We start from the raw sequence: 25,833 nt of genomic DNA, 5'->3' as shown, positions 1-25,833 counted from the left end.
AATTTGAGTGAGAAAAGAATTTTATGCCAAAGAAATCAGAAAACCTATTGAGAGTTTACAGTCGTTTGAAGCGCGGTCCGGTAAATATCGATATTATGAAAAAATGGATCAAAGCCAACGAACTTTCCATTTCTGAGAGAACCTTGTACCGATATTTAGACGATCTTGAACACATGATGATGCCCGATGAAAAACTCATCATCACGGAAGGCGAAAAAAACAAGAAAACATGGAAAATCGAATATGATGAAAGCACCACAAAACTCAGTGAATTCGACCTTCACAGCTATTTGCTTTTTAAAAATTTGATGCCGCTACCTTTGGTGAAATCCCGCGAAGCTACGTTTGACCGCATCGAGAATCTTTTTTACAAAAATTACAGCAAAAGCAATTTCGAAGACTTCTCCATTTTCGCCGAACAACAGATTTCCAATACCTATTTCTATGAACTTCTGACTTTGGATGATTTTCAAAAAACCTTGAATGACACCATCTGGAGCATTCAAAATAAAAGAGAAATGGAAATTCTGGAGGTGGATTACGATTATACTTCGATTCCAAAATCCATACAATATCCGTTGGTGTTTTTGCCTTTGCAAGTCCTTTATCATCGTGGGGTGATTCATCTTTCGGGTTTTATGAAAGAAAAAGGCAAAATGATGATTATTGCGCTGAACCAAATTAAAAAATACCACCTCACCAACAATATGTTCGACAACAAAAAACTGTTGGCAACGCTGGAAAACGAGATGCAGAACCGCTTCGGGATCACCGCAAATATGGATCATGAAATCTATGATATCGAAATAGAATTTTCGGAATTCACGGGAGAATTCATTACCCATCACTTTTGGCATCATTCACAAAGCATTACTCAGCAGGAAAACGGGGATTATCTGATGAAGCTTCGTTGCGGAATCAACCGCGAATTGGTTGGCTGGATTTTTCAATGGATGAGCAACGCTAAAGTACTGAAACCAAGTATATTAAAAGAACTAGTCATCGAAAAACACCACGAAATATTGGCATCTTATGAATCAGATTCACCCATTATTTCCAATAATACATTTCTTCCGGGTGAGGTGGTTGACAAAATTTGACAAACAAAGGTTTTATATTTGCGTCACCAATCACAAATGATGAGAAAAGGTGCAGGAAATTATTTTTCTGCGCTTTTTTTCTATGATGTCCCAAGGATTTTTTTCTTATCCTAATACAATTTTCAAAAACATTTATCAGAATTCACCAACAAGATTAGCCAAATCTATTTAGTTAATAGAGGATCCTTTTATTCATATCATCTTCATCTCAACTAGGGGTTTGGTTCGGAGTAACTCCATTATAAGTCCAATATAACTCCAATATAAGTCCAATAGATTATTAGAGAAATAATAGATTTATAATGAATTTTTATTAGATATACCTCGAACTTGACTCCTATTTGATTAGCCGGAACTTCGGCTAATGATAAGTGATAAATCTTGGCATGTTTTGAAAGAGGTCTATCTTATTAAAAAGAGAAATGGTAATAACAGATTATTTTTTCAGTTAAGAAATAAGAGTTTTGTTCTTCGATTGAAGGAACTTTACAAAAATTGATAAGAACAAGTTTTAAATGTGCATCACAAAAGATAAAATATTGCTAACGTTTTATTATCCTCTTGAAATTCATTATTTTTACACTCTCAAAAAAGTTTAATAAAAAATGGAATTTCAATACCAGGAACCTTTTCCTATTCTAAAAGACGATACCCAATACAAAAAACTCAGTTCTGAATATTTAAAAATAGAATACCTCGGCGGTAGAGAAATTCTTACCGTGGATCCAAGAGCGCTGGAACTTCTCGCTGAACATGCTTTGGCTGATGTTTCTTTTATGCTTCGATCTTCGCATTTGCAGAAACTCAGAAATATTATCGATGATCCTGAAGCAACGGACAACGATCGTTTTGTTGCCTATAATTTGTTGCAAAATGCTGCAGTAGCTGTTGAAGGCGCGTTGCCGAGTTGTCAGGATACCGGAACTGCAATTTGTGTTGCCCAAAAAGGGGAAAACGTGTACACCGGTGCTGTGGATGCCGAATGGATTTCCCGAGGGATTTACAATACTTACCAAAACAGGAATTTAAGATATTCCCAAGTCGTTCCTTTGACGATGTTTGAAGAGAAAAACTCCGGATCGAATCTTCCAGCTCAAATTGATATTTATGCCACAAAAGGGGAAGAATATAAATTTCTTTTCTTGGCAAAAGGTGGTGGTTCTGCCAACAAAACTTTCCTTTACCAAAAAACAAAATCTCTATTGAACGATGCGGCTTTGGAAGCATTTGTTCGCGAGAGAATCATGGATTTGGGAACTGCGGCTTGCCCACCATATCACTTAGCATTAGTAATCGGGGGAACATCGGCTGAAGCCAACTTAGCAGCTGTGAAAAAAGCCAGCGCGGGTTATTATGACCATCTTCCAACTGAAGGAAACATGGGCGGACAAGCATTCCGCGATTTGGAGTGGGAAAAACGAGTTCAGCAAATTTGCCAGGAAAGTTCCATCGGAGCGCAGTTTGGTGGGAAATATTTAACGCACGATGTTCGAGTTATCCGTTTGCCACGTCACGCGGCTTCTTGCCCTGTCGGAATGGGAGTTTCTTGTTCAGCCGACCGAAATATCAAGGGAAAGATCACCCGTGACGGGATTTTCCTAGAACAATTGGAAACCAATCCGAAACAATATCTTCCGGAAACTCCGCCGCATTTGGAAGAAGCAGTTTCAATCGACCTGAATAAGCCAATGCCGGAAATTTTAGCCGAACTTTCTAAATATCCGATTAAAACCCGCTTAAGTCTGAACGGAACTTTAATCGTTGCACGGGATATCGCACACGCAAAAATTAAAGAACTTCTCGACAGCGGAAAACCAATGCCTGAATATTTCAAAAACCACCCGATTTACTACGCGGGTCCTGCGAAAACGCCGGAAGGAATGGCTTCAGGAAGTTTCGGTCCTACAACGGCAGGTAGAATGGATGTTTATGTAGACGAATTCCAAAGCCATGGCGGAAGTATGATTATGCTTGCAAAAGGCAACAGGAGCAAAGAAGTAACCGATGCTTGTGCTAAACACGGTGGTTTTTATCTTGGTTCTATCGGTGGACCGGCGGCGATTTTAGCAAAAGAGAATATTAAATCAGTAGAAATCGTGGATTTTGAAGAACTCGGAATGGAAGCAGTAAGAAAAATCGAGATTGAAAATTTCCCGGCATTCATTATTTCAGATGATAAAGGAAACGATTTCTTTGCATCAATTTCTCATTAATAATCTTTAAAAACAATATTTCAACGCAAAAATCAGTAGAAATCTTTTGTCTGAAAACAAAAAATATCCTACTTTTGCCTAAAATCTATTACAACAATGATGTTATCAGCATTTTTCCCGTTCTATCAGTTCCTTTGGACCGTATATTTCGTATGTATGTTCCTTGTAGGATTTTGGTGTATTTTCATGTTCTTCGGATATGTAATCCCAATTTGGTTAACTTCCGGTTTGATGGAATATTTCGGCAAAACCGAACCTTTCGATCCTGAAGATATTAGAAGAAAAAACCTGACAGAACAAGAAGGGGTAGAATTGGTTTACAGCAATCCAAAAGGACACGGTCCATTCTTGCACAGCCACGACAGCCACGGTCATCACTAGTTGATGTCACTGCTCTCCCACTTTAATTTCCGGGAAAAGCAGTCACAAAGCAAAATCATATATACAGTCAGTCTCTAATTTTTTAGAGGCTGATTTTTTTTGGAGCAACTCTTTACGTTTTCCTTTCCATATAAACACCGGCTTTCCACTCTATCTTTTGCTCCGCTGCGCTCCGCAAAAGGATGCCGTTTCAATCCGGGCTATAATTAAGTACCGTTGTTCTCAGGGAAGAAATATTGTTTTCTGCTTTTTTCCTATCTTTGCACCCACAAATTTCTACAAATGTCAAAGTCACTGATTCCAAAATTAGAAGCCATAAAGCAGCGCTACAATGAAGTAGCAGATTTGATTATTCAACCCGACGTAATTTCCGACCAGAAAAAATACTCCTCGCTGAACAAAGAATACAGCGACCTCGGAAAAATCGTTGCGGTTTTCGATCAGTACAAACAAGCTTTGAAAACCATCGAAGAATCTGATGAAATCATCGCAGATGGCTCAGATAAAGAATTCGTAGAAATGGCCAAAATGGAAAAAAATGAAGCCATTCAGAAAATTCCGGGTTTCGAGGAACATCTGAAAGTTCTTTTAATTCCAAAAGACCCAGCAGATGATAAAAACGTCATCATCGAATTGCGCGCAGGTACCGGCGGCGATGAAGCTGCAATTTTTGTCGAGGATGTATACAGAGCTTACTCCATGTATTTTAAAACAAAAGGATGGAGACACGAAATTACCGATTCCAACGAAGCTTCCAAGGGGTACAAGGAACTCATTATGAAGGTAGAAGGTGAAGGCGTTTACGGAATTATGAAATTCGAATCCGGAGTTCACCGTGTTCAGCGTGTTCCCGAAACCGAATCCCAAGGAAGGGTTCACACCTCAGCGATCACCGTTGCGGTTCTGCCTGAAGCGGAAGAAGTGGATTTTGAACTGAATCCTGCCGATATCGAAATGCAGACCTCGCGTTCCGGAGGAGCGGGTGGACAAAACGTAAACAAGGTAGAAACCAAGGTACAGCTTACACACAAACCTTCCGGTCTGGTAGTAGTTTGTCAACAAGCACGTTCTCAGTTGGCAAACCGAGAGTTGGCGATGGAAATGCTTAGAACGAAGTTGTACGATATTGAATTACAAAAAGTTCAGGGAGACATCGCAGCACAAAGAAAAACCATGGTTTCAACTGGCGACCGTTCCGCAAAAATTAAAACCTACAATTATCCGCAAGGAAGGGTTACCGATCACCGAGTGAACAAATCGATTTATAATTTGGATGCCTACATGAACGGGGATATGCAAGAAATGATCGACGCGGTAATCATGGCAGAAAATGCCGAGAAAATGAAAGGCGAAGAGGATAATTATTAAACATTTGATTCCTATAAAATACTACATTTGTCACGAACATTTTAATCACTTAACTTTATTTTTAAGAAAAAATCAATTTTTTTTATTGGGGCAGTTGCTGCCGTATGCCTGGCATCTTGTAAAAAAGCGGAGACGGTTGAAACTAACAATGTAGATTCCACGGCTACCGCAGTAATCGTGGATAATGATTCTGTACCTGTAACAACCGATGCTACTGTGAACTCTCTGGATGATCCAGCAGAAGTGCTATTGATAAAACCGGTCATGCCATTAAAGAGTCTCTCCTTAAACCACCTATAATTTACTGATTATTAGTATTTTGGGTTCAAAATAGCTTGTTTTTTATTGCAAGAATTTGTATCTTAGAGCTTTAAAACCTTGCAAATATGTTGGGGAAAAATCCAGAAAAGAAGCCAGAATTATTCCGCCCAATGTTGGTGGATTTTATTGACCACGAGCATGAACTTGTTCTACTTTCAGAAAAAATAGATTGGAATTATTTTGAGAAAGAATTTTCGCCCTTGTATTCCAAAGTGGGCAATCCGAGCCATCCGATTCGGTTTATGGTGGGTTGTTTGCTACTGAAACATTTGTATAATTTGGGCGATGAGACGTTGGAAAAAGCCTGGATCATGAACCCTTACATGCAGTATTTTTGTGGAAGAGTTTTCTTTGAACACGAGTTTCCTTGTGACCCGAGTAATTTTGTTCATTTCAGAAAAAGAATTGGAGAAAAAGGCATCGAAAAAATCTTTGCCTACAGCGTAAGAATGCACGATGCCAAGACGAACACCTCAAATTTTGTTTTGTCCGATACTACCGTTCAGGAGAATAATACCTCTTTTCCTACCGATGCAAAATTGTGCAAAAAAGTGATCGATTATTGCAACAAAATAGCCGAAAAAGAAGGGATAAAACAGAGACAACGCTACACGAAAGTCAGTAAACAAATGGTCCGCAATACTTACAACGGAAAACATCCCAAGCGAGCAAAAGCGGCAAAAAAATCTCAAAGACAGCTCAAAACCGTCGCCATGAGGCTGATTCGTGAGTTGCAACGGAATTTCAATGAAGAACAGCAAGAATTTTATAAAGATTTAATGACATTGTACACCAAGGTTGTCACACAAAAAAGAAACGATGCCGATAAAATTTACAGCATTCACAAGCCTTTTACCCGATGTATTGCCAAAGGAAAAGCGCATAGCCAGTATGAAATGCGAAGCATTCGTGAATACCATTAAAAAACAATAATAAAGCAATGAACAATTTGGGAATAAGGTAGGTTTGATAACCACCGCCAACAAAGGCAAGAAAATCATTCTCGGGATTAAAGCATTTTTGCAAACTCCTTACGATGGTCACACCATAGAACCACTTTTGGAACAGATGGAAACCGGTGGTCAAAAGCTCCCAAAAGAACTCGTTTACGATAGAGGTGGCAGAGGAAAATCAGAAATAAAGGGCGTGAAAATCTCCATCCCAAGCACTCCAAGAAAAAAAGACACTGCTTATCAAAAGCAGACAAAGCGCAAAAAATTTAGAACCAGAGCGGCAATAGAACCTATCATCGGACATTTAAAAACCGATTTTAGGCTGGCTCAGAACTATTTCTTAGGAGAAACAGGACCGCAAATCAACGCATTACTATCTGCAACGGCGTGGAACATGAAGAAAATGATGGAGATTCTCAAAGAGAAAATCTTTTTCTATTTTTTAAACCTTATCCGCCTGCTCTTTAATCGGAATATTCTTAACGAAAAACTGAAAATGGCGGCTTGTTAAGGAGTGACTATCTATATGTGCATAAAATATATCTGTTTTTTTATTTAGGACAGTATTGGTTTTTACTCAAATATTGATAGGAATCAGTACAGTTTACTTGAATAAAAGGGAAAATTGACACTGTTTTTTTTGCGTTTTCTACTGAATTTTAGCGTGTTTTCTCTTAAAAACCTTTGGCAAAAACAAAGAAAATTCCACTTAATTGCTTTTATTAATTATCCAATATTGACTATTATTTTTGTAAAAAATTTGTTAAATTGGTGTCAATCTTTAAGTTTTTACTGTGTACCGCTGTTTTAAATTAATAAGTTGTAATAATATTTATTGCGAATATAGTGGTAATTTTCTGTTTTGTATAAGAAAAATTTGGTTAATAGGTTTATTTATTATTATATTTACGGAAAGTTAAATAATTTTTTAAGACTGTAATAATAATAACCGTTTTTATGACATTGAAAAAATCTATTTTTTTATTTTTACTACTAGTTCTCACTGCTGCCTGCCAGCAGCCTCCCAAGAAAGAAGAGGCATCCCAATCAGAGCCTGATAATAAATCTGATAAAGTCTTGGATTACTTCAAATCTCGCCAGCCTACCAAGGAACAGCTGATGACTGAAGCCAAAAAAAGGAATATTCCCTTCAGAAAAGAAGAGAACGGGGTGATCTATGAGCTCCACAGCTTCGATGAGCATACGGGGATGCCTATCTATTACACAACAAAAGATATTCAGGGTCAATCTCAGAAAGTGTCTGTAGAAGAGCGGAAATAATTTTCAGCTCAATAATTACTTTGTAGCAATTACCATTCTATTTTTCTGCCTTCTTATTTTATTTAAGTGAAATACATGAAGGCAACTAATCATTAAATAATTTAAAAGAATTTTTATTAACCATTAAAAATTAAATTTTATGACAAACTCTACTCTGGGTATCATCAAGGTAAAAAAAAGAGGATTGCTGCTTGCAAGCTCTCTTCTTTCTGTAGTGATGTATGCGCAAACTGAAACCGAGGCAAGGAAAATAAGGAGCCTTAGTAATACCGCGGAAACGGTTAATTTTCAGAAAATTAAGGAAAAAGAAACACCATCACCACAACAGCTGATGGCAAAAGCTAAACAAATGAACATTAAATATTCTGATGAATATAATGGGAAAATGTTTCAGCTGGTTGGGTTTGATGAAAAAGGAATGCCGCTTTATTATGAAACCACAAATGCCGGTGCGGCCGCCGGTACTGGAGCCGATGTACTTAATGATCTTTCGGGACCCTATAAATTGGATGGGGAAGGAGTAAATGTCTTTGAGTGGGATGGCGGCGGAGTGCGCGTAGCCCACCAGGAATTTGGAGGCCGCGCCAAACAGATGGATTCTCCCTTAAGCACAAGTGACCATGCTACACACGTTGCGGGAACCCTTATAGCAGCCGGTGTGGACAAAAAAGCAAAAGGAATGGCTTACAAAGCTAACTTAAAGGCTTATGACTGGACTTCTGATTTAACGGAAATGGCGGCAGCAGCGGCAAACAACGCTATGTTAATGTCTAACCACTCCTATGGATTTACCGGAGGGTTTTCTTACGGTTCTAGTTCTGGGAATACAGGTTGGCATTGGATGGGAGATGATTCCGAAACTGAATTTATTGGCTTCGGACAATACCGGACTACCGACGGGGATTGGGATTTTCTACTTACCCAGAATCCTTATTATCTACCTGTAAAAGCAGCCGGAAACCCAAGAGGAGATGGCCCCGCACCAGGAGGTCTGCATTATGTAAGGATTTTAGAGAACGGTAAATACGTATGGAAAACCTCTACTAAAGTAAGACAGGTAAACGGTGGTGTAGATGGATTTGATACAGTAAACCAAGGAGCAACTTCTAAAAACACCTTAATTGTAGCAGCTGCAGAAAAGCTTCCCTACGGCTACAGAAATCCGCAAGATGTGAAAATTGCCTCTTTCAGTGCATTTGGGCCCACAGATGACGGACGTATAAAACCGGATATTACAGGTATTGGTGTTGATCTATATTCCACCAATTCCACCGGAAATGCAGATTATTTTTCGATTAGCGGCACGTCTATGGCATCTCCAAATGTTACAGGTAATATCGCTTTGTTACAACAGCACTTCAACAGACTAAATGCTTCGTTTATGAAGAGTGCAACCACAAGAGCTTTGGTAATTCATACGGCAAAAGAAGCGGGAGATGCCCCGGGGCCAGATTATAAACATGGTTGGGGTTTATTAGATTCTAAAAAAGCTGCAGAAGTTATCTCTGTAAGAAACAAATATTCATTAGTAAGAGAAGAAACATTGGAAAACGGAAGCTTGAAAGAAATAGATTTAGTGGCTTCCGGAAATGAACCATTAAAGGTGACGATTGCTTGGACGGATCCAAGACCTGCAGTATTATCTAATCCAAGTGTTTTGGATGACCCTGCTAAAATGTTGGTAAATGATTTAGATATAAAGATTACCGATGGAACCAATGAGTACAGGCCTTGGGTTCTGGATCCCGCCAATCCTGCTGCACCAGCAACAACGGGTGATAACGTAAGAGACAATGTGGAGCAAATCGTCATTAATAATCCTACGCCGGGAGCAACTTATAAACTGGTGGTTTCTCATAAAGGGATATTAAAGAAAAACGAGTTAGGCACACTAAACACTGTGAAATTAGTAGATGCAGCTTCGCAAGATTTTTCTTTAGTAGCATCCGGAATTAAAAAAGATGTCCAGAAGGATTTGGCAGTAAGCGAAGTGAAAGTGTTAGCAGAAAGTACTGAGTATTCTACTAAAACGCCGGTTCAAATTTCGTACGCTAATATTGGCGCATTGCCTGTACAGGAGGCAAACATTGTTACAACTCTAAAAAATAAAGCAAGTGGTGAGGTTTTGGCAACCATCACTTCACCAGTCGCTAATTTGGCTGCTGGCGAAAAACAAACTTTAACGATAGAGCTGGATCTTTCAAAGCCGTTCATCGCCTATGAAATTCAGGTAAAAGCAGAGTTTGCAAATGATGAAGTGGAGGTGAATAATTACGCAAATACGTCCGCATATACCACAGTAGTAGATTTAGTTCCTCAAGGCACAATGCACACTTTCGGTTTTGAAGATGATTTTGTTCTGAATGGATGGACTTCGGAAGATATCGATGGAAACGGAAGAACATGGTATAAGTACAATGGAGCTTCATTTGCTAAAAATGGAAGCAGTTTTGCAATAAATTTTGCCAATCTAGCCAAAGGCAGCAACGACTGGTTGTTCTCTAATCCATTGAGATTGAAAGCTAATACTAAATACTTGATTTCTTTCCACACAAGTAAGTTGAGGGATGTGGCGGAACCGCTTCAGGTTTTCTTCGGTAAAGAAGCGAAAAGCGCCGCAATGCTTACGGCGGTAAGTCCGGTTATTCAGGCACAATCAACCTATAAACAATACATTTATGAGGTTACGCCTACGGAAGACGGGGTTTACCACTTCGGATTCCAGCAGAAAGTAGATCCAAATGTACAGTCTTATGCTGTTTTTGTAGATGATGTAGTGGTTAAAAGAGCTGAAGATAGGCCTACCGCCGCCTTTACTGCAAGCAAAACAAATCCAACGTCATTCGAAAATATCATTTTGAATAATGAAACTGTAGTATCGCCTTCGTTGGCAACAAGCTATAGCTGGACGGTTGCACCTGCCACTTTCGAATATATCACTGGTAATGCAAATACAGCATCGCCAACGATAAAATTCAACGCCGAAGGGGTTTATGCTGTTACACTAAAGGCAACTAATTCATTTGGAAGCGATGAGTTAACCAAAACATCCTATATAACGGTAAAAAATACGGCGACCACGGCTGGTTTTTCTGCCAACAAAACTTATCTGTTTGAAGGAGAGCAAGTAGCCTTCAGCAACAGCTCCGCGGGAAATCCTGCACCTACGTCATACGTTTGGAATATTACTCCTTCCACAGGATTTACTTATGCTACGGGCTCATCTTCTACGTCTAAAAACCCAACCGTAGTGTTCAATAAAAAAGGTGTTTATACAGTGAGTCTTACTGCAAAATCCTTAATGAACGAAGACACCGTGGAGAAAAAAGACTATATCACCGTAGATTCTTATAATAGCCCGGTGAGAAACCTGTCGCACGTATTTGATTCATCTACAAAAGATGTAAAACTAACCTGGGTAAGACCGGAAATGTTGAATAATTACTTTGAAAGCTTTGAAAATGCAGGAGCGTTCACGCCGGGCTATACTTTCTACGATGAAAATAAAGACGGTAAAAACTGGGTGGTCAGAGCAAATACTGTAAGTGGGGGCCTATCCTTTATTTACTCGAAAACAGGAACCTACGGGATGGTGTCTTATTCTTACTCCGGAGGAGGAGGCATTGATGCAGATAACTGGATGATAACAGATAAATTGAAAAAGGGTTCAGAGATATTGAAATTCAGTGCTTATGCTCCGTTTCCTGAAGACGTAGAAGTTTACGTGGTGCCAGCACCGGCTTCTGGCAGCGCCCCAACGCTGGACGAGGTAAAGGCGGGACATAAAGTATTGGATCAGAGATTTGAAAATGAGAATTTTGAAGATGTAACGGTTAATATCAAATCGAAGACGAGTTCAGATTTCTTCCTAGCCTTCTACCATAAAACCAAAAAGGAGGCAGACGCTTGGTATTTGGCGGTGGATGATATTACACTAGGCTATGATAATTCTCTTCCGGCAACTGGTGGGGCTTCTAAAAACGCAAAAAAAGTTGTGGAACAGTTGAATGAAACGAAAGCTGAAATGAAAAAGGTGAAAGAAGGAATTACACTGTCGGCCGACGAAAAATTTGTTCAAAATAGCCAGAATAGCCAGCCAGTAACCTTCGCAGCCACCAAGTATCCTGAACTTCTTGGATATGATGTGAAGAAAAACGACGTTACTGTACAAGAAATTCGTGATATCAGCACTACAGTTGCAACTGATAATATTAATGGAGCGCAGGGGCAAGTGAAATATGATGTTTATGCGGTATATTCCGATGGAAAAACATCTGTGCCACAAACCGTTATAGTGGATTTAACCACACTTGCAGCCGATGATATTAAAGTTGATAAAGCGGGCCTTGTAGTATATCCAAACCCGTCTTCCGGATTATTTATTATTGATGGAGGTGCAAGTGTTACAGCGTTAGACGCTAAAGTTTACGATATGGGTGGAAAATTGATCTTGGACAAAAAATCCAAAGAAAGAAAACTCGATCTTGATCTTACCCGTTTTGGAAAAGGAGTTTATATATTGAATACTGTTGATCAAAATGGAAAGCGCGTTTCTGTGAAATTAATCGTTAAATAGTATTAAAATTTCAGTCGCTTTTATAGCAGCTGTTTCTTTGAAGCAGCTGCTTTTTTATGTATTTTTAAAAACTACATCAATACTTAGTCGCTCCTTAAAATAGCATCAACAGACTGACAATCAGTAAATTAATTGTAATTTTTCTTGTTTTTCTTTGCAGGATTTCGTATCTTGGAGCATTAAAACCTTGCAAATATGTTGGGGAAAAATCCAAAAAAGCAGCCAGAATTATTCCGCCCGATGTTGGTGGATTTTATTGATGACAAACACGAACTTGTTCTACTTTCCGAGAAGATAGATTGGGATTATTTTGAGAAAGAATTTTCCCCGCTATATTCCAAGACGGGCAATCCGAGCCATCCGATTCGGTTTATGGTGGGTTGTTTGCTACTGAAACATTTGTATAATTTGGGCGATGAGACGTTGGAAAAAGCCTGGATCATGAATCCTTATATGCAGCATTTTTGTGGCAGGGTTTTCTTTGAACACGAATTTCCTTGTGACCCGAGTAATTTTGTTCATTTCCGAAAAAGAATTGGCGAAAAAGGTATCGAAAAAATCTTTGCCTACAGCGTAAGAATGCACGATGCCAAGACGAACACCTCAAATTTTGTTTTGTCCGATACTACCGTTCAGGAGAATAATACCTCTTTTCCTACCGATGCAAAATTGTGCAAAAAAGTGATCGATTATTGCAACAAAATAGCCGGAAATGAAGGCATAAAACAAAGACAACGCTACACAAAAGTCAGCAAGCAGCTGGTGCGCAACACCTACAACGGCAAACATCCCAAACGTGCAAAACTGGCAAGGAAATCTCAAAGACAGCTCAAAACCATCGCCATGAGACTGATTCGTGAGTTGCAACGGAATTTCAATGAAGAACAGCAAGAATTTTATAAAGATTTAATGACATTGTACACCAAGGTTGTCACACAAAAAAGAAACGATGCCGATAAAATTTACAGCATTCACAAGCCTTTTACCCGATGTATTGCCAAAGGAAAAGCGCATAGCCAGTATGAAATGCGAAGCATTCGTGAATACCATTAAAAAACAATAATAAAGCAATGAACAATTTGGGAACAAGGTCGGTCTGGTAACCACTTCCAACAAAGGCAAGAAAATCATTCTTGGGATTAAGGCATTTTTACAGACACCTTACGATGGACATACCATTGAACCACTTTTAGAACAAATGGAAAACAATGGTCAGAAGCTCCCAAAAGAACTCGTTTACGATCGTGGCGGAAAAGGGAAATCGGAAATAAAAGGGGTGAAAATCTCCATTCCAAGCACTCCAAGAAAAAAAGACACTGCTTATCAAAAGCAGACAAAGCGCAAAAAATTTAGAACCAGGGCGGCAATAGAGCCCATCATCGGACATTTAAAAACCGATTTCAGACTGGCTCAGAACTATTTCTTAGGAGAAACAGGACCGCAAATCAACGCATTACTATCTGCAACGGCGTGGAACATGAAGAAAATGATGGAGATTCTCAAAGAGAAAATCTTTTTCTTATTTTATAAGATACAAATTATGCTGTTTCCTAATCCTGTTTTTAAAAATAAATTAAATAGTGGGTTTTGTTAAGGAACGACTAAATAATGAAATAAAACCTTTTTTAGAAGAAATTATAAAGCAACAAGATATTAGAAAAGACTATTTGCAAAGCAAAAGAGATTCTTTGTAAAAAAATCTTCCTGATTTAATACAAATCAGGAAGAATGAATAATGGGTATGTTGAAATATCTCTAAAATAGAGTAGTAGCTATTTGAATTCTTGCAAATTTGCTTGTAGGATTCCACATAGTAGTCATAGAAACAGGTAGTTTTTTATTAAATACCGTGATGTTTTTGCTAGCGGTAACCCCTACATTTACTACTTGGAAATTGTTTTCTCCGTTTCCGTATAGAGAGTAGTTTCCTTCTTTTCCGTTGAAGACAAATGCGCTTCCAACGAAACCATTTAAATTAACAGTTGAATTTTTAATGAATGGATAAGAAAGTTCTACGTAAGTAGAGTATTTGTTTTTATCATAGTCTCCATTGTCATTATAAAGAGCATCTGCACTACCATACAAAAAAACGTCGGCTTCAATTTTTAATGGAAATTTTTCGGGGAGTTGATAAGATGTTCTAAGGTCTATAATGTGTTTGGTTCTACTTTTAGCGTATTCATAAATATCGTTTGCACCTAGATATGCTTCTCTTCTAGAGTTGTATAAATCCCAAACGCCGATAGACAAATTATTCTTTTCATATTTTAAGAAATAGTCAATCTCTTTATAGTGGGTTCCGTCTGCTTCATTAGAGATAGAAGTTCCACCCCATACACCAAGTTTCAAAGATTTTTCTTTGTTAAGAGATAAACTTGCCTCTGCAGAAACCATTGGTTTGTCTGAGATGATTAAACCTCTCCAAAGGTGATTGGTTTGTATGCCAGCCGTAAATTCTAAAGGGCTTTGTTTTAAACTATCTGTCTGAGCGTAAGATATAAATGGAAGTACGAGTAATCCAATTTTTATAAATTTTTTCATTCATTTTTGATTTAATAAAGTTGAATAAAACTATTGCAATGCAAGGTAAAGTAGTGCTGCTAATACTGCGCCTGTTAATGGTGCAATAACAGGAATCCATGCATATCCCCAATCGCTGCTGCCTTTTACAGGAAGAATAGAGTGCATAATTCTTGGGCCTAAATCTCTTGCAGGGTTTATTGCGTATCCAGTAGTTCCACCTAATGCTAAACCAATTACCCAAACGATAATAGAAACAGGTAATGCTCCTATAGAGCCTAATCCTATTTTTGCGTCTCCTGTTACTTCTGTTGAAAAAGATGGACCTGTAATATAAAATACGGCAAATACCAATACAAAGGTTCCTATAAGTTCTGAAATAAAATTAGAAAAAGTATTTCTGATGGCAGGACCTGTACTGAAACAAGCTAGTTTTCCTCCTTCATCTTCTGTAATTTTGAAATGGTCTTTGTAGAAAAGCCATACCAAAAATGCTCCTATCATTGCTCCAATCATTTCACCGGCTAAATAAGTAGGAACGCTTTCCCAAGGAAATAAACCTGCTGTTGCTAAGCCTATGGTTACTGCTGGGTTAAGGTGTGCTCCGCTAATTGGGCCTGCGATGGTAACGCCTGCAAAAACTGCAAATGCCCAAGCTGTGGTAATTACAATCCAACCAGAATTGTTTCCTTTTGTATCTTTAAGTACTACGTTTGCTACAACGCCGTTTCCTAAAAGAATAAGAATTGCTGTGCCGATGATTTCGGCTATAAATGGTGTCATAAATATAGGGTATTAAATTAGTTATTTTATTGATTATTCTTCAATCCAATTTCTTGTTCTTTCCACTGCTTTATGCCAATAGTGCAATTCTTTTTCTACTTGTTCTTTATCTCTTTTTGGATAGAATTCTTTATCTACAATCCATTGATTTTGAATTTCTTCTATGTTTTTCCAGAAACCTACTGCTAAACCAGCAAGATAAGCTGCTCCCAATGCTGTAGTTTCTAATATTTGAGGTCTAATAATTTTAAATCCGAATAAATCTGATTGAATTTGCATTAAAAGATTACTTGCAGAAGCTCCACCATCAACTCTTAATTCTACACTTTCTTCTTTTGCATCTGCTTCCATAGCTTTCACTACATCATATACTTGGAAAGCAATACCTTCTAATGTTGCTCTTGCGATGTGTGCATCTGTAGTTCCTCTGGTGATACCGAAAATTGCACCTCTGGCATATTGATCCCAATATGGAGCTCCAAGTCCTGTAAGAGCTGGTACAAAATATACGCCTCCGTTATCTTTTACGGTATCTGCTAAAGAGTTAACTCCTGGAGCTGTTTTTACTACTCTTGCTCCGTCTCTTAACCATTGAACTGCTGCTCCTCCTACAAAAACACTTCCTTCTAATGCGTAAGTAGTTTCTCCGTTAATTTTCCAAGCTACAGTTGTAAGTAAATTGTTTTCTGAGTAAACTGCTTTGTTTCCTGTGTTCATTAATAAGAAACAACCTGTTCCGTAAGTGTTTTTTACCATTCCTGGTTTTGTACACATTTGCCCAAATAATGCTGCTTGTTGGTCTCCTGCGATACCAGAAATCGGAATTTTTGTTGAAAATAGAGTAGTAGAGGTTTCTCCGTAGATTTCGCTACTTTGTTTTACTTCTGGTAAAATAGCTCTTGGGATGTCTAAAAGTTGTAATAATTCTTCGTCCCATTCCATTTTATGAATATTGAAAAGCATGGTTCTACTTGCGTTAGAAACGTCTGTAATAAACATTTTTCCTCTGGTAAGTTTCCAGACAAGCCAAGTATCTATTGTTCCGAAGCAAAGTTTTCCTTCTTCAGCTAATATTCTAGCTCCTTCTACGTTGTCTAAAATCCATTTCAGTTTTGTGCCAGAAAAATAAGCATCTAAAATTAAACCTGTTTTTTCTTTAATTAATTGAGCTTTACCTTCACTTTTTAATTGGTCGCAATATTTTGCAGTACGTCTATCTTGCCAAACGATTGCGTTGTATATAGGTTCGCTGGTTTCTCTGTTCCAAACTACGGTAGTTTCTCTTTGGTTGGTAATTCCAATAGCTGCAATTTCTTTTCCAGAAACACCAGTTTTGGCGATTACTTCTGCGGCAACGGAGATTTGAGAAGACCAAATTTCGTTAGGGTCGTGTTCTACCCATCCTGGTTGAGGAAAGATTTGTTCGAAAGGTTTTTGAGATACTTCTACAATTTGACCGCTGTGGTCGAAAACGATAGCTCTAGAAGATGTGGTTCCTTGGTCTAAAGCTAGGATTAATTTGTCTTGCATGATGTTTATTTATTTTAGAAGTGTTACAATATTTCTAAATATGTGTATGGTATATTTCTGCAATATTTTTGAAACTTTCTATTTGGTTTTTTTGCCAAACTTCATCCTTTCCAAGTTCTTTAGCCATTACTTCGGCAACAATTGGAGCAATCCTTACAGCCTCTTTTTGGTTTAGAAGTAATAATCTTGTTCTTCTAGATAAAAAATCTTCAATGTTAATTGCCATTTCTTTTTTTACAGCCCAAACAATTTGCGCTTTAATAATGTTTTGTTCTTTGCTAATTATCTCATTTCCGTTTTCAATTTCTTTTGATAATTCTAATATTTTTTCTTTGTCTGTACCATAGTAATACATTGGATCTTTGTAATCTATGTCTTTTCTGTATCCATGAATTTTAAGATGTTCTGTATTGCTTTTTTTATGAGGAACTTTCATAATTTCTTCGGCTTTTTCTACTACATCTTCGCCCATTTTACGGTAAGTTGTCCATTTTCCACCAATAATACTTACCAATCCAGATTTTGAAGTGATTATTTTGTGGCTTCTAGATACTTCTTTGGTTTTAGCGCCTTCTTTGGTTGCCGCTAAAGGTCTTAAACCTGCGAAAACGCTCAAAATGTCTTTTCTTGTTGGTGCAGGATTCATATATCCTCTTGCTGTTTCTAAAATGAAATTAATCTCTTGCTCTGTTGGTTTTGGCTCTAGAGATTCTTGTTTTATAGGAGTGTCTGTAGTTCCTAAAATAATTTTATTGTGCCAAGGAACTGCAAAAAGAACTCTTCCGTCTGATGTTTTTGGAATCATGATTGCAGAATCTGTTGGACAGAATTTTTTATCAATCACAATATGCACACCTTGACTTGGGCTAATGGTTTTGTCGTCAGTTCCGTGATCCATTTTATTAATATCGTCTGCAAAAACTCCAGTTGCGTTTACGATTGCTTTCGTTTTTGTTTCAAATTCTTTGCCTGTTTCGGTGTCTTGAAAGATTACCCCGTTCAATTTTCCGTTGGCGTCTTTTTTAAGTTTAATAACTTTAGCATAATTTAAAACTGTAGCACCGTTTTCAATAGCGGTTTGAGCCATGTTTAGGGCAAGTCTAGAATCGTCGAATTGTCCGTCGTGATAAAGAATTCCTCCTTTTAATCCTTCTTTTTTGATGGTTGGTAATCTTTTTATCGTTTCTGATTTGCTAATCGGAACAGATTTTCCTAAGCTGAGTTTACCAGCTAAAAGATCGTAAAATTTTAAACCAACTGTGTATAATAGTTTGTCCCACCAAGTGTAAATTGGGATTACGAAAGAAAGATTTTTGGTAAGATGCGGTGCGTTTTGAAGTAATAATCCTCTTTCTTTACATGCTTCTCTTACTAGGTCTACATATCCTTGAGCTAAATATCTTACACCTCCGTGTACAAGTTTTGTACTTTTACTAGATGTAGATTTTGCAAAATCACTTTGTTCTAAAAGCAAAGTTTTATATCCTCTTGTCGCAGCTTCAATTGCTGTTCCTAAGCCTGTGGCTCCTCCTCCTATTATTACGAAGTCCCATGTTGTTTGGTTTTGGTCTTCGAAGTTCTTTAAAATTTCTGTTCGTAACATTTTATTAAATTTTCTTTTACAAATCTATAAAAAAGAAATAATACGAAACAATATGATTTTCGTTATATTTTGATTTTATTTGAAAATTCTTTTGGTTTGTTTTTGTTAAAATTATAAAAATTTTATTTAAATGCTTGACTTGTAGACTTTTAAATGGTTGATTTGTTTTATTTTAATCTTTGAAACGAAACGAAAGTTGATAAAAGTCATAATAATATGTAATGTTTCGATTGAGAAACTATTTAATTTGTTTTGCTTTGTTAAGTTTGCTATATTTGAATGAATATTATTTTAGCTATGAATATCACACAAAGACATCAGGAAATTCTAGCTGTAATAAAACATGAGAAATATATTACAGTATCCGAAATATCTAAGCTACTTGGTGTATCAGAAGTTACCATTCGAAAGGATTTTAATTATCTGGAAGAGAAAAATTTAATATATAGACATCACGGTGGAGCTAGCCTCAATAATCCTTATGTGGTAGATTTGCCTGTAAGTCAAAAACAAAACATTAAGATTGAAGAAAAGAAACGAATTGCTGAGAAAGCTGTGGAGTTTATAGAAGATAATGATGTGGTGATTTTAGGCTCTGGAACTACCATCTATAATATGGTGAACTATATTTCTAAAGAAAAAAATATCACTGTTATTACTTCATCTTTGTTAATTGCTGCAAGATTATGCGAGTTTCATAATGTTACGATTATACAATTGGGCGGAAGTGTAAGATATTCTTCGCAATCTACAGTGGGACCAAATGCACAAGAAATGATGTTGCAATTTTCTGCAAATAAATTGTTCTTAGGAGTTGACGGGATTGATGAAGATTTTGGTGTTTCTACTTCTAATATTGAAGAAGCGTATCTAAATCAAATAATGATTAAAAATACTACCAAAACATTTTTGCTTTCGGATGATTCCAAATTTGGGAAAAAGGGTTTAGGTAGAATTTGCAGTCTGAAAGATGTAGATTGTCTTATTACCAATCAAAAAGTTGAAGAAAGTTTTGAAAGTGTTTTGAAAAAATTTGGAGTTAATATTATTGTTACAGATTAATAAATCCAATTTTTTATAAATCTTCAATTGTTTTTTCTGCAAAATCTCTTAGTTGTTCCATTTCAGATTTTGCCTTTATTTGTCCAATTTTTGTAGCAAAAAAAAGAAATAAGTAAAAGTATTATAGATAATATTGCAACATGAATTGCCCAAGGAAAATCTGTACTTTTTATTTGTTTGGTGACAAACCAAATTGTAATAAAAACCATAAAAGTAATACTGAAAATAAAATATAGAAACATAAAAAAAGTCCATACCGCAGAACTAGGGCCCAAGATTCCTCTTATTACAGTTTGGTATTCTTCTTTTTCAATTCTTAGTGAGAGATAAGGTTTCCAGAATTCATTGTGTTGCGTTTTTACCCAGATATTCGCAACCTCTTTATTGATGTTTCCTTGGAAAATCTGGTTCTCAATTTTTAGTTGAGATTTTAGCTGTTTGGCACAAGTTTCTGCTTCTAAATCAGTGAAAATTTTGAATCGAGGTCTCGTTCTTATGGGATTTAGTTTTTCTGGCATTTATTTAATTTTCTTGGTAAGGAATAGGATCTTTTAGAACAAATTCTTTAGATAAAGTCATAGAATTTCTAATTAGAGTAACTTTTATTTTTCTATTTTCTTCTGATGAAAACAACTCATTAATTTGTTGCAAACTCATATCTGAGGTTCTTTTTCCATTAATTTCTATCAATTTATCTCCTTTTTTGATGTCAACTAAAAAAGCAGGTGAGTTTTCTCTTACACCAACAATAGAATATTCGGGTTTTAGCACAAATTTGTATTGAAAATCACTTTGTGCCGTATAATGAAGTTGCTGACCTCATTATTCAGCCCGATATAATTTCCGACCAGAAAAAATACTCCTCGCTGAATAAAGAATACAGCGATTTGGGAAAAATCGTTGCGGTTTTCGATCAGTATAAACAAGCTTTGAAAACCATCGAAGAATCTGATGAAATCATCGCAGATGGCTCAGATAAAGAATTCGTAGAAATGGCCAAAATGGAAAAAAATGAAGCCATTCAGAAAATTCCGGGTTTCGAGGAACAGCTGAAAGTTCTTTTAATTCCAAAAGACCCAGCAGATGATAAAAACGTCATCATCGAATTGCGCGCTGGAACCGGTGGTGACGAAGCAGCTATTTTTGTGGAAGATGTCTACAGAGCTTACGCAATGTATTTCAAGACAAAAGGCTGGAAGCATGAAATAACCGATTCCAGCGAAGCTTCAAAAGGTTATAAAGAATTGGTGATGAAAGTGGAAGGAGAAGGCGTTTACGGAATTATGAAATTCGAATCCGGAGTTCACCGTGTTCAGCGTGTTCCCGAAACCGAATCCCAAGGAAGGGTTCACACCTCAGCGATCACCGTTGCGGTTCTGCCTGAAGCGGAAGAAGTTGATTTTGAGTTAAATCCTGCCGACATCGAAATGCAGACCTCGCGTTCCGGAGGTGCAGGTGGACAAAACGTAAACAAAGTAGAAACAAAAGTGCAGTTGACGCACAAGCCTTCCGGTCTGGTGGTGGTTTGTCAGCAGGCAAGATCGCAGTTGGCTAACCGGGAATTGGCGATGGAAATGCTTAGAACGAAGTTGTACGATATTGAATTGCAAAAAGTTCAGGGAGATATCGCTGCACAGAGAAAAACCATGGTTTCAACTGGCGACCGTTCCGCAAAAATTAAAACCTACAATTATCCGCAAGGAAGGGTTACCGATCACCGAGTGAACAAATCGATTTATAATTTGGATGCCTACATGAACGGGGATATGCAAGAAATGATCGACGCGGTAATCATGGCAGAAAATGCCGAGAAAATGAAAGGCGAAGAGGATAATTATTAAACCTCAACTAAAAAATAATAGTAAAACTCTCATTGCAAAATGGGAGTTTTTTAATGTCTAAAAATCAATTTGAATAAATACAAAGCTTTCATGTCATCATTATAATAAGACCTTTTTCTAAATGAACTTTTCATTAAGAAATTTTCGCGAAAATGCGTAACTTTACTTTTTTACAAAGCCCACGGTAATGCGCAAAAAAATACAAATTCAAAACCCCGATTTTTCAGTTGATTCCAAAGATCAAGTTCCTTACTTTTTTGAAAAAGACGGTTTGGAAATGAAATCTGCTTACACCGAAGCCGACTCGAAATCTTTAACTGATAAGAAATATTCGGCGGGAATTGCTCCATATTTGCGCGGACCATATTCAACGATGTATGTTCAAAAACCTTGGACCATTCGGCAATACGCAGGATTTTCAACCGCAGAAGAATCCAATGCTTTTTACAGAAGAAATCTTGCTGCCGGACAGAAAGGATTATCCGTTGCATTTGATTTGGCAACGCACCGCGGTTACGATTCAGATCATCCGAGAGTGGTGGGCGACGTTGGAAAGGCCGGCGTGGCTATTGATTCTGTGGAAGACATGAAGATATTATTCAATGAAATTCCTTTGGATGAAATTTCGGTTTCGATGACGATGAACGGTGCGGTTTTGCCCGTTTTAGCATTTTATATTGTTGCTGCGGAAGAGCAGGGCGTTTCTCAAGAATTACTTTCCGGCACCATTCAGAATGATATTTTGAAGGAATTTATGGTGCGAAATACCTACATTTATCCACCAACCCCATCGATGAAAATCATCGCCGATATTTTTGAATACACTTCTAAAAATATCCCAAAGTTTAATTCCATTTCAATTTCAGGTTATCACATGCAAGAAGCTGGTGCGACACCGGTTTTGGAAATGGCATACACCTTAGCCGACGGTTTAGAATACATTAGAACAGGCATCAAAGCAGGCATGAAAATTGACGATTTCGCTCCGAGATTATCGTTTTTCTGGGCAATCGGGATGAATCATTTTATGGAAATCGCTAAGATGAGGGCGGCTCGCTTTATCTGGGCTAATTTATTAACCCAATTCAATCCTCAAAACCAAAAATCTTTAGCTTTAAGAACCCATTCACAAACATCCGGTTGGAGTTTAACCGAGCAGGAACCTTTCAATAATATTACGAGAACGGCAATCGAAGCGCTTTCTGCTGCTTTGGGCGGAACACAATCTTTACACACCAATGCACTAGACGAAGCGATTGCTTTGCCAACAGATTACTCTGCGAAAATCGCGAGAAATACCCAGATTATCCTTCAACAAGAAAGCGGAATCTGCGATGTGGTAGATCCAATGGGTGGAAGCCATTTGGTGGAAAGTTTAACGCAGCAAATGATTGATGAAGCAATGAAATACATCGACGAAGTGGAAAAAGAAGGCGGAATGACCAAAGCCATCGAAGCAGGAATTCCGAAAATGAGAATCGAGGAAGCTGCTGCTAAAAAACAAGCAAAAATAGATAGTGGTGAGGAGTTTATTATTGGCGTTAATTCATTTAAATCTACCCAAAAACAGATGGAACTCGACATTTTAGATATCGATAATTCCGAAGTTCGCCGAAAACAAATCGAAAGACTCAACCAGATAAAAGCGGAAAGAAATACCGAAAAAGTGGCTGAAATCATTGAAAAACTAAAAGAATCTGCCAAAACAGGAATAGGAAACCTACTGGAAATCTGTATCGAAGCAGCGAGAAGAAGAGTGACTTTGGGAGAAATGAGCGATGCGATGGAAGAAAGTTTCGGACGCTACAAAGCTAATATCAGAACCATACAAGGAGTTTACGCCATGAACGCAAGCAAAAATGAATACTTTGAAAAAGCAGTTGCTTTAACCCAAAAATTTGAGGATGAGGAAGGTCGCCGACCAAGAATTATGGTGGCAAAAATGGGTCAGGACGGACACGATCGCGGCGCAAAAGTAGTAGCCACTGCATTTGCCGACATGGGATTTGATGTGGATGTTGCTCCGCTTTTCCAAACTCCGGAAGAAGTCGCCAAACAGGCGGTAGAAAATGATATTCACATTCTGGGCGTTTCTTCGCTTGCGGCGGGTCATAAAACTTTGGTTCCTCAAGTTGTTGAAGAATTGAAAAAATTGGGTGCAGACGATATTACCATCGTTGTGGGCGGTGTAATTCCACAACAGGATTACGATTTCCTATACCAAAACGGAGCCGATCACATTTTCGGACCGGGAACCAATTTACCGAAATCGGCGTGTGAAATTCTGGAAAAAATGCTGGATTAAAGAGCATTAATTAAACCCTCCACCTCCAATTTTTGTTCGGCGTATTTAGTTTGCAATTCGGAACCCTCTCCCATTCTTTTGTAGTATTCAAGAGCTTTCCCTCCGAAAAATTTCTTGTGAAAATCCGAAACGTCGGGAACATTCGGGAAAACTTTGTGGAAAAGCATTTCGTAATAAGCCTGGAATTCTCTTTCATTTTTATCTTCCACTACATTTTCAGGCGCTTTTTGGCGAACGTGCAACATCTCATGCGCCAACATATTCACGACTAAATTGAGGTCAAAATCGAAAAGGTTTTTAGGAATCATCACCATTTGTCGGTCACCAATTTCGCCTTCTGCGGTGAGCAACATTCTGTCGGGTTCCAATTCCGGTCGAAAACCAAATCCTGCGAAATTCTCATGTTCCAGACCAAAAGTACTGATGATAAATTCTGCTGCGTCGATGATTTGATCGTGGTTTTTATAAGCTTCGAGGTGATCGTTGATGTTTTCTAAATTCATGGTTCGGGTTGTTATTTAGATGACGAATCTGCGGCCGCGATAGTAGCGGTTACCCCACAAGGAGGCGGCGGAGCGAAGCGGAGCCGCCGACTGAGGAGTAGTAGCGGATAGCGCGAATTGTCCGCCCAAAAATAATAAAAAAAACGTGCCTAAACACGTTTTCTATTTTTCTAAAATTCTAATTCCACTTCGAGTTTTTCGGCGAGTAGTTTAGAAATTTTCACTTTAAGTGGTTCGATATCGATGTTTTCCATTGCGTCATTAGCAAAAGCGTAGAGCAGTAGTGCCTGTGCCTCTTTCTTGGAAATTCCGCGCGCTCGAAGGTAGAAAAGCGCATCCTCATTAAGCTGACCTACGGTACAGCCGTGCGAACATTTCACATCATCAGCGAAAATTTCGAGCTGCGGTTTGGTATCGATTGACGCACCTTCGCTAAGCAAAACATTGTTATTTTGTTGATAAGCATTGGTTTTTTGAGCAATTTTATCTACGAAAACTTTCCCGTTGAAAACGCCGTGCGATTTGTCCTTGAAAATTCCTTTGTAGTTCTGGTAACTTTCGCAATTCGGGGTTTTGTGGTGAACCGCGGTGTGGTGATCCACAGTTTGCTCGCCACCGATAATCGTAATTCCGTTCATAAACGAGTTGATATTTTCGCCGTTATGAATGAAACTAAGGTTATTTCTCACGAGTTTTCCGCCGAAACTAAAGGTGTTTACGGTGGTTAAACTATCGCGTTCCTGTTTTGCGAAAGTGTGATCCATCAAATATGAAGTATCGCTGTCATTTTGCACTTTATGCCAATCTGCTTTTGCGTTTTGGTAAGTGAAAATTTCGGTTACCGAGTTGGTGAAAACGTAAGTATCGTCGAAATTGTGGTGACTTTCGATGATTTCAACTTTGGAGCCCTCTTCTGCGATGAGCAAATTTCGGGTGTTATAAAAGGTGTTGTCTTGCTGATTTTGAGAAATATAGAATACATGAATTGGTTTCTCGATCACCATGTTTTTCGGAACTTTCAAGAAAAAACCGTGCTTGCAGAATGCTTCATTCAAATTGGTGAAAGCCAAATCCTTCGCTGCAATGGTATTGAAATAATTATCGAAAACCTCGCGGTGTTTTTCATCATTAAGAGCAAAATTGAAAGACAGAAACTCTACATTTTCAATTGAAATTTTGGAGAGCTCTTTGTGCAATTGCCCATTAATAAAGACAATCCAGTCGAAATTTTCTTCCCCAAGGTGAAGCTCGGCAATTTGCTCTTTACTGATGGTATGCGTTTCTGTAGGGAAAAAATTATAGTCTTTCTCCGTAATTTCGCGCAAATTGGTGTATCTGTATTCTTCGTCTTTTTTGGTAGGAATTCCCAGTTCTAAGAATTTATTCAACGCTGCATGGCGCTGATTATCAAGGAAACGGTGTTTAAGGGTTTCTAAAAAAGCCGGGTGATTATTTTTTATATTTTCTAATAAAGCCATTTTGTACTTGTTTTA

21 protein-coding genes are annotated in these 25,833 nt (G+C 37.9%); 13 read left to right on the top strand and 8 right to left on the bottom strand.

Annotated elements, in window-relative coordinates; genetic code table 11:
• Window positions 1-23 precede the first annotated feature (23 nt).
• The 10 genes from H0S70_RS11390 (at window position 24) to H0S70_RS14305 (ending at window position 13,787) form a co-directional block, all read left to right on the top strand.
• Complete coding sequence (locus H0S70_RS11390; RefSeq protein WP_123903976.1) at window positions 24-1,100, top strand: helix-turn-helix transcriptional regulator; 1,077 nt, start codon at window positions 24-26, stop codon at window positions 1,098-1,100.
• A gap of 605 nt (window positions 1,101-1,705) precedes the next feature.
• Window positions 1,706-3,313, top strand: coding sequence for a fumarate hydratase (locus tag H0S70_RS11385; RefSeq protein WP_188320881.1), 1,608 nt, complete (start codon window positions 1,706-1,708; stop codon window positions 3,311-3,313).
• A gap of 96 nt (window positions 3,314-3,409) precedes the next feature.
• Window positions 3,410-3,694, top strand: coding sequence for a hypothetical protein (locus tag H0S70_RS11380; RefSeq protein ID WP_188320880.1), 285 nt, complete (start codon window positions 3,410-3,412; stop codon window positions 3,692-3,694).
• A 282-nt stretch (window positions 3,695-3,976) separates the two neighbouring features.
• On the top strand, window positions 3,977-5,062 hold the full coding sequence (gene prfA, locus H0S70_RS11375; RefSeq protein ID WP_188320879.1) for a peptide chain release factor 1: 1,086 nt from the start codon (window positions 3,977-3,979) through the stop codon (window positions 5,060-5,062).
• 386 nt (window positions 5,063-5,448) lie between these two features.
• Window positions 5,449-6,306: an IS5 family transposase gene (locus H0S70_RS14320; protein WP_228453730.1), complete on the top strand. Its 858-nt coding sequence runs from the start codon at window positions 5,449-5,451 to the stop codon at window positions 6,304-6,306.
• A gap of 43 nt (window positions 6,307-6,349) precedes the next feature.
• Window positions 6,350-6,847: a hypothetical protein gene (locus H0S70_RS14315; protein ID WP_228453729.1), complete on the top strand. Its 498-nt coding sequence runs from the start codon at window positions 6,350-6,352 to the stop codon at window positions 6,845-6,847.
• A gap of 446 nt (window positions 6,848-7,293) precedes the next feature.
• Window positions 7,294-7,617 (top strand): hypothetical protein, encoded by a 324-nt coding sequence (locus tag H0S70_RS11365; protein WP_123249573.1) that lies wholly within the window; start codon window positions 7,294-7,296, stop codon window positions 7,615-7,617.
• Window positions 7,618-7,756: 139 nt separating this feature from the next.
• Window positions 7,757-12,193: a S8 family serine peptidase gene (locus H0S70_RS11360; protein ID WP_123249574.1), complete on the top strand. Its 4,437-nt coding sequence runs from the start codon at window positions 7,757-7,759 to the stop codon at window positions 12,191-12,193.
• 195 nt (window positions 12,194-12,388) lie between these two features.
• Window positions 12,389-13,246: an IS5 family transposase gene (locus tag H0S70_RS14310; RefSeq protein WP_228453728.1), complete on the top strand. Its 858-nt coding sequence runs from the start codon at window positions 12,389-12,391 to the stop codon at window positions 13,244-13,246.
• A gap of 145 nt (window positions 13,247-13,391) precedes the next feature.
• A complete protein-coding gene (locus tag H0S70_RS14305; protein ID WP_228453727.1) occupies window positions 13,392-13,787 on the top strand; it encodes a hypothetical protein in 396 nt (131 codons plus the stop codon).
• A 161-nt stretch (window positions 13,788-13,948) separates the two neighbouring features.
• Here the strand turns inward: H0S70_RS14305 and H0S70_RS11350 are convergent, their stop codons facing one another.
• The 4 genes from H0S70_RS11350 to H0S70_RS11335 are packed head-to-tail and all read right to left on the bottom strand — an operon-like array spanning window position 13,949 to window position 18,629.
• Window positions 13,949-14,734, bottom strand: a complete 786-nt coding sequence (locus tag H0S70_RS11350; RefSeq protein ID WP_188320878.1) for a hypothetical protein — start codon at window positions 14,732-14,734, stop codon at window positions 13,949-13,951.
• A 30-nt stretch (window positions 14,735-14,764) separates the two neighbouring features.
• Window positions 14,765-15,496, bottom strand: coding sequence for an MIP/aquaporin family protein (locus tag H0S70_RS11345; protein ID WP_123249077.1), 732 nt, complete (start codon window positions 15,494-15,496; stop codon window positions 14,765-14,767).
• A gap of 33 nt (window positions 15,497-15,529) precedes the next feature.
• A complete protein-coding gene (gene glpK / locus H0S70_RS11340) occupies window positions 15,530-17,026 on the bottom strand; it encodes a glycerol kinase GlpK (protein WP_188320877.1) in 1,497 nt (498 codons plus the stop codon).
• Between the two features lie 34 nt (window positions 17,027-17,060).
• Window positions 17,061-18,629 carry a glycerol-3-phosphate dehydrogenase/oxidase gene (locus H0S70_RS11335; protein ID WP_188320876.1) on the bottom strand — a complete coding sequence of 523 codons (1,569 nt, stop codon included), beginning with the start codon at window positions 18,627-18,629 and terminating at the stop codon, window positions 17,061-17,063.
• Window positions 18,630-18,926: 297 nt separating this feature from the next.
• Between H0S70_RS11335 and H0S70_RS11330 the strand changes: the two genes are divergently transcribed.
• Complete coding sequence (locus tag H0S70_RS11330) at window positions 18,927-19,691, top strand: DeoR/GlpR family DNA-binding transcription regulator (RefSeq protein WP_184909320.1); 765 nt, start codon at window positions 18,927-18,929, stop codon at window positions 19,689-19,691.
• 62 nt (window positions 19,692-19,753) lie between these two features.
• On the opposite strand, the gene H0S70_RS11325 is transcribed toward H0S70_RS11330, so the two are convergent.
• Window positions 19,754-20,209, bottom strand: a complete 456-nt coding sequence (locus tag H0S70_RS11325; RefSeq protein WP_228453726.1) for a hypothetical protein — start codon at window positions 20,207-20,209, stop codon at window positions 19,754-19,756.
• 4 nt (window positions 20,210-20,213) lie between these two features.
• Window positions 20,214-20,462 carry a PDZ domain-containing protein gene (locus tag H0S70_RS11320; RefSeq protein ID WP_123249081.1) on the bottom strand — a complete coding sequence of 83 codons (249 nt, stop codon included), beginning with the start codon at window positions 20,460-20,462 and terminating at the stop codon, window positions 20,214-20,216.
• A gap of 23 nt (window positions 20,463-20,485) precedes the next feature.
• Here H0S70_RS11320 and prfA (H0S70_RS11315) point away from each other — a divergent pair, with 23 nt between their 5' ends.
• Together prfA (H0S70_RS11315) and scpA are read left to right on the top strand one after the other, a co-directional pair.
• On the top strand, window positions 20,486-21,532 hold the full coding sequence (prfA, locus tag H0S70_RS11315; RefSeq protein WP_228453725.1) for a peptide chain release factor 1: 1,047 nt from the start codon (window positions 20,486-20,488) through the stop codon (window positions 21,530-21,532).
• A gap of 187 nt (window positions 21,533-21,719) precedes the next feature.
• Window positions 21,720-23,837, top strand: a complete 2,118-nt coding sequence (gene scpA / locus H0S70_RS11310; RefSeq protein ID WP_188320875.1) for a methylmalonyl-CoA mutase — start codon at window positions 21,720-21,722, stop codon at window positions 23,835-23,837.
• Here scpA and H0S70_RS11305 read toward each other — a convergent pair.
• Both H0S70_RS11305 and sufD read right to left on the bottom strand, forming a co-directional pair.
• Complete coding sequence (locus H0S70_RS11305) at window positions 23,834-24,340, bottom strand: hypothetical protein (RefSeq protein WP_188320874.1); 507 nt, start codon at window positions 24,338-24,340, stop codon at window positions 23,834-23,836. The genes scpA and H0S70_RS11305 overlap by 4 nt on opposite strands.
• A 170-nt stretch (window positions 24,341-24,510) precedes the next feature.
• Complete coding sequence (sufD, locus tag H0S70_RS11300; protein WP_188320873.1) at window positions 24,511-25,818, bottom strand: Fe-S cluster assembly protein SufD; 1,308 nt, start codon at window positions 25,816-25,818, stop codon at window positions 24,511-24,513.
• Between the last annotated feature and the right edge of the window lie 15 nt (window positions 25,819-25,833).

It is taken from the genome of Chryseobacterium manosquense (assembly GCF_014623485.1).
Taxonomy (GTDB): Bacteria; Bacteroidota; Bacteroidia; order Flavobacteriales; family Weeksellaceae; genus Kaistella; species Kaistella haifensis.
The sequence above is the reverse complement of the archived record's forward strand: the minus strand, read 5'-3'. Positions and strand labels throughout refer to the sequence as shown.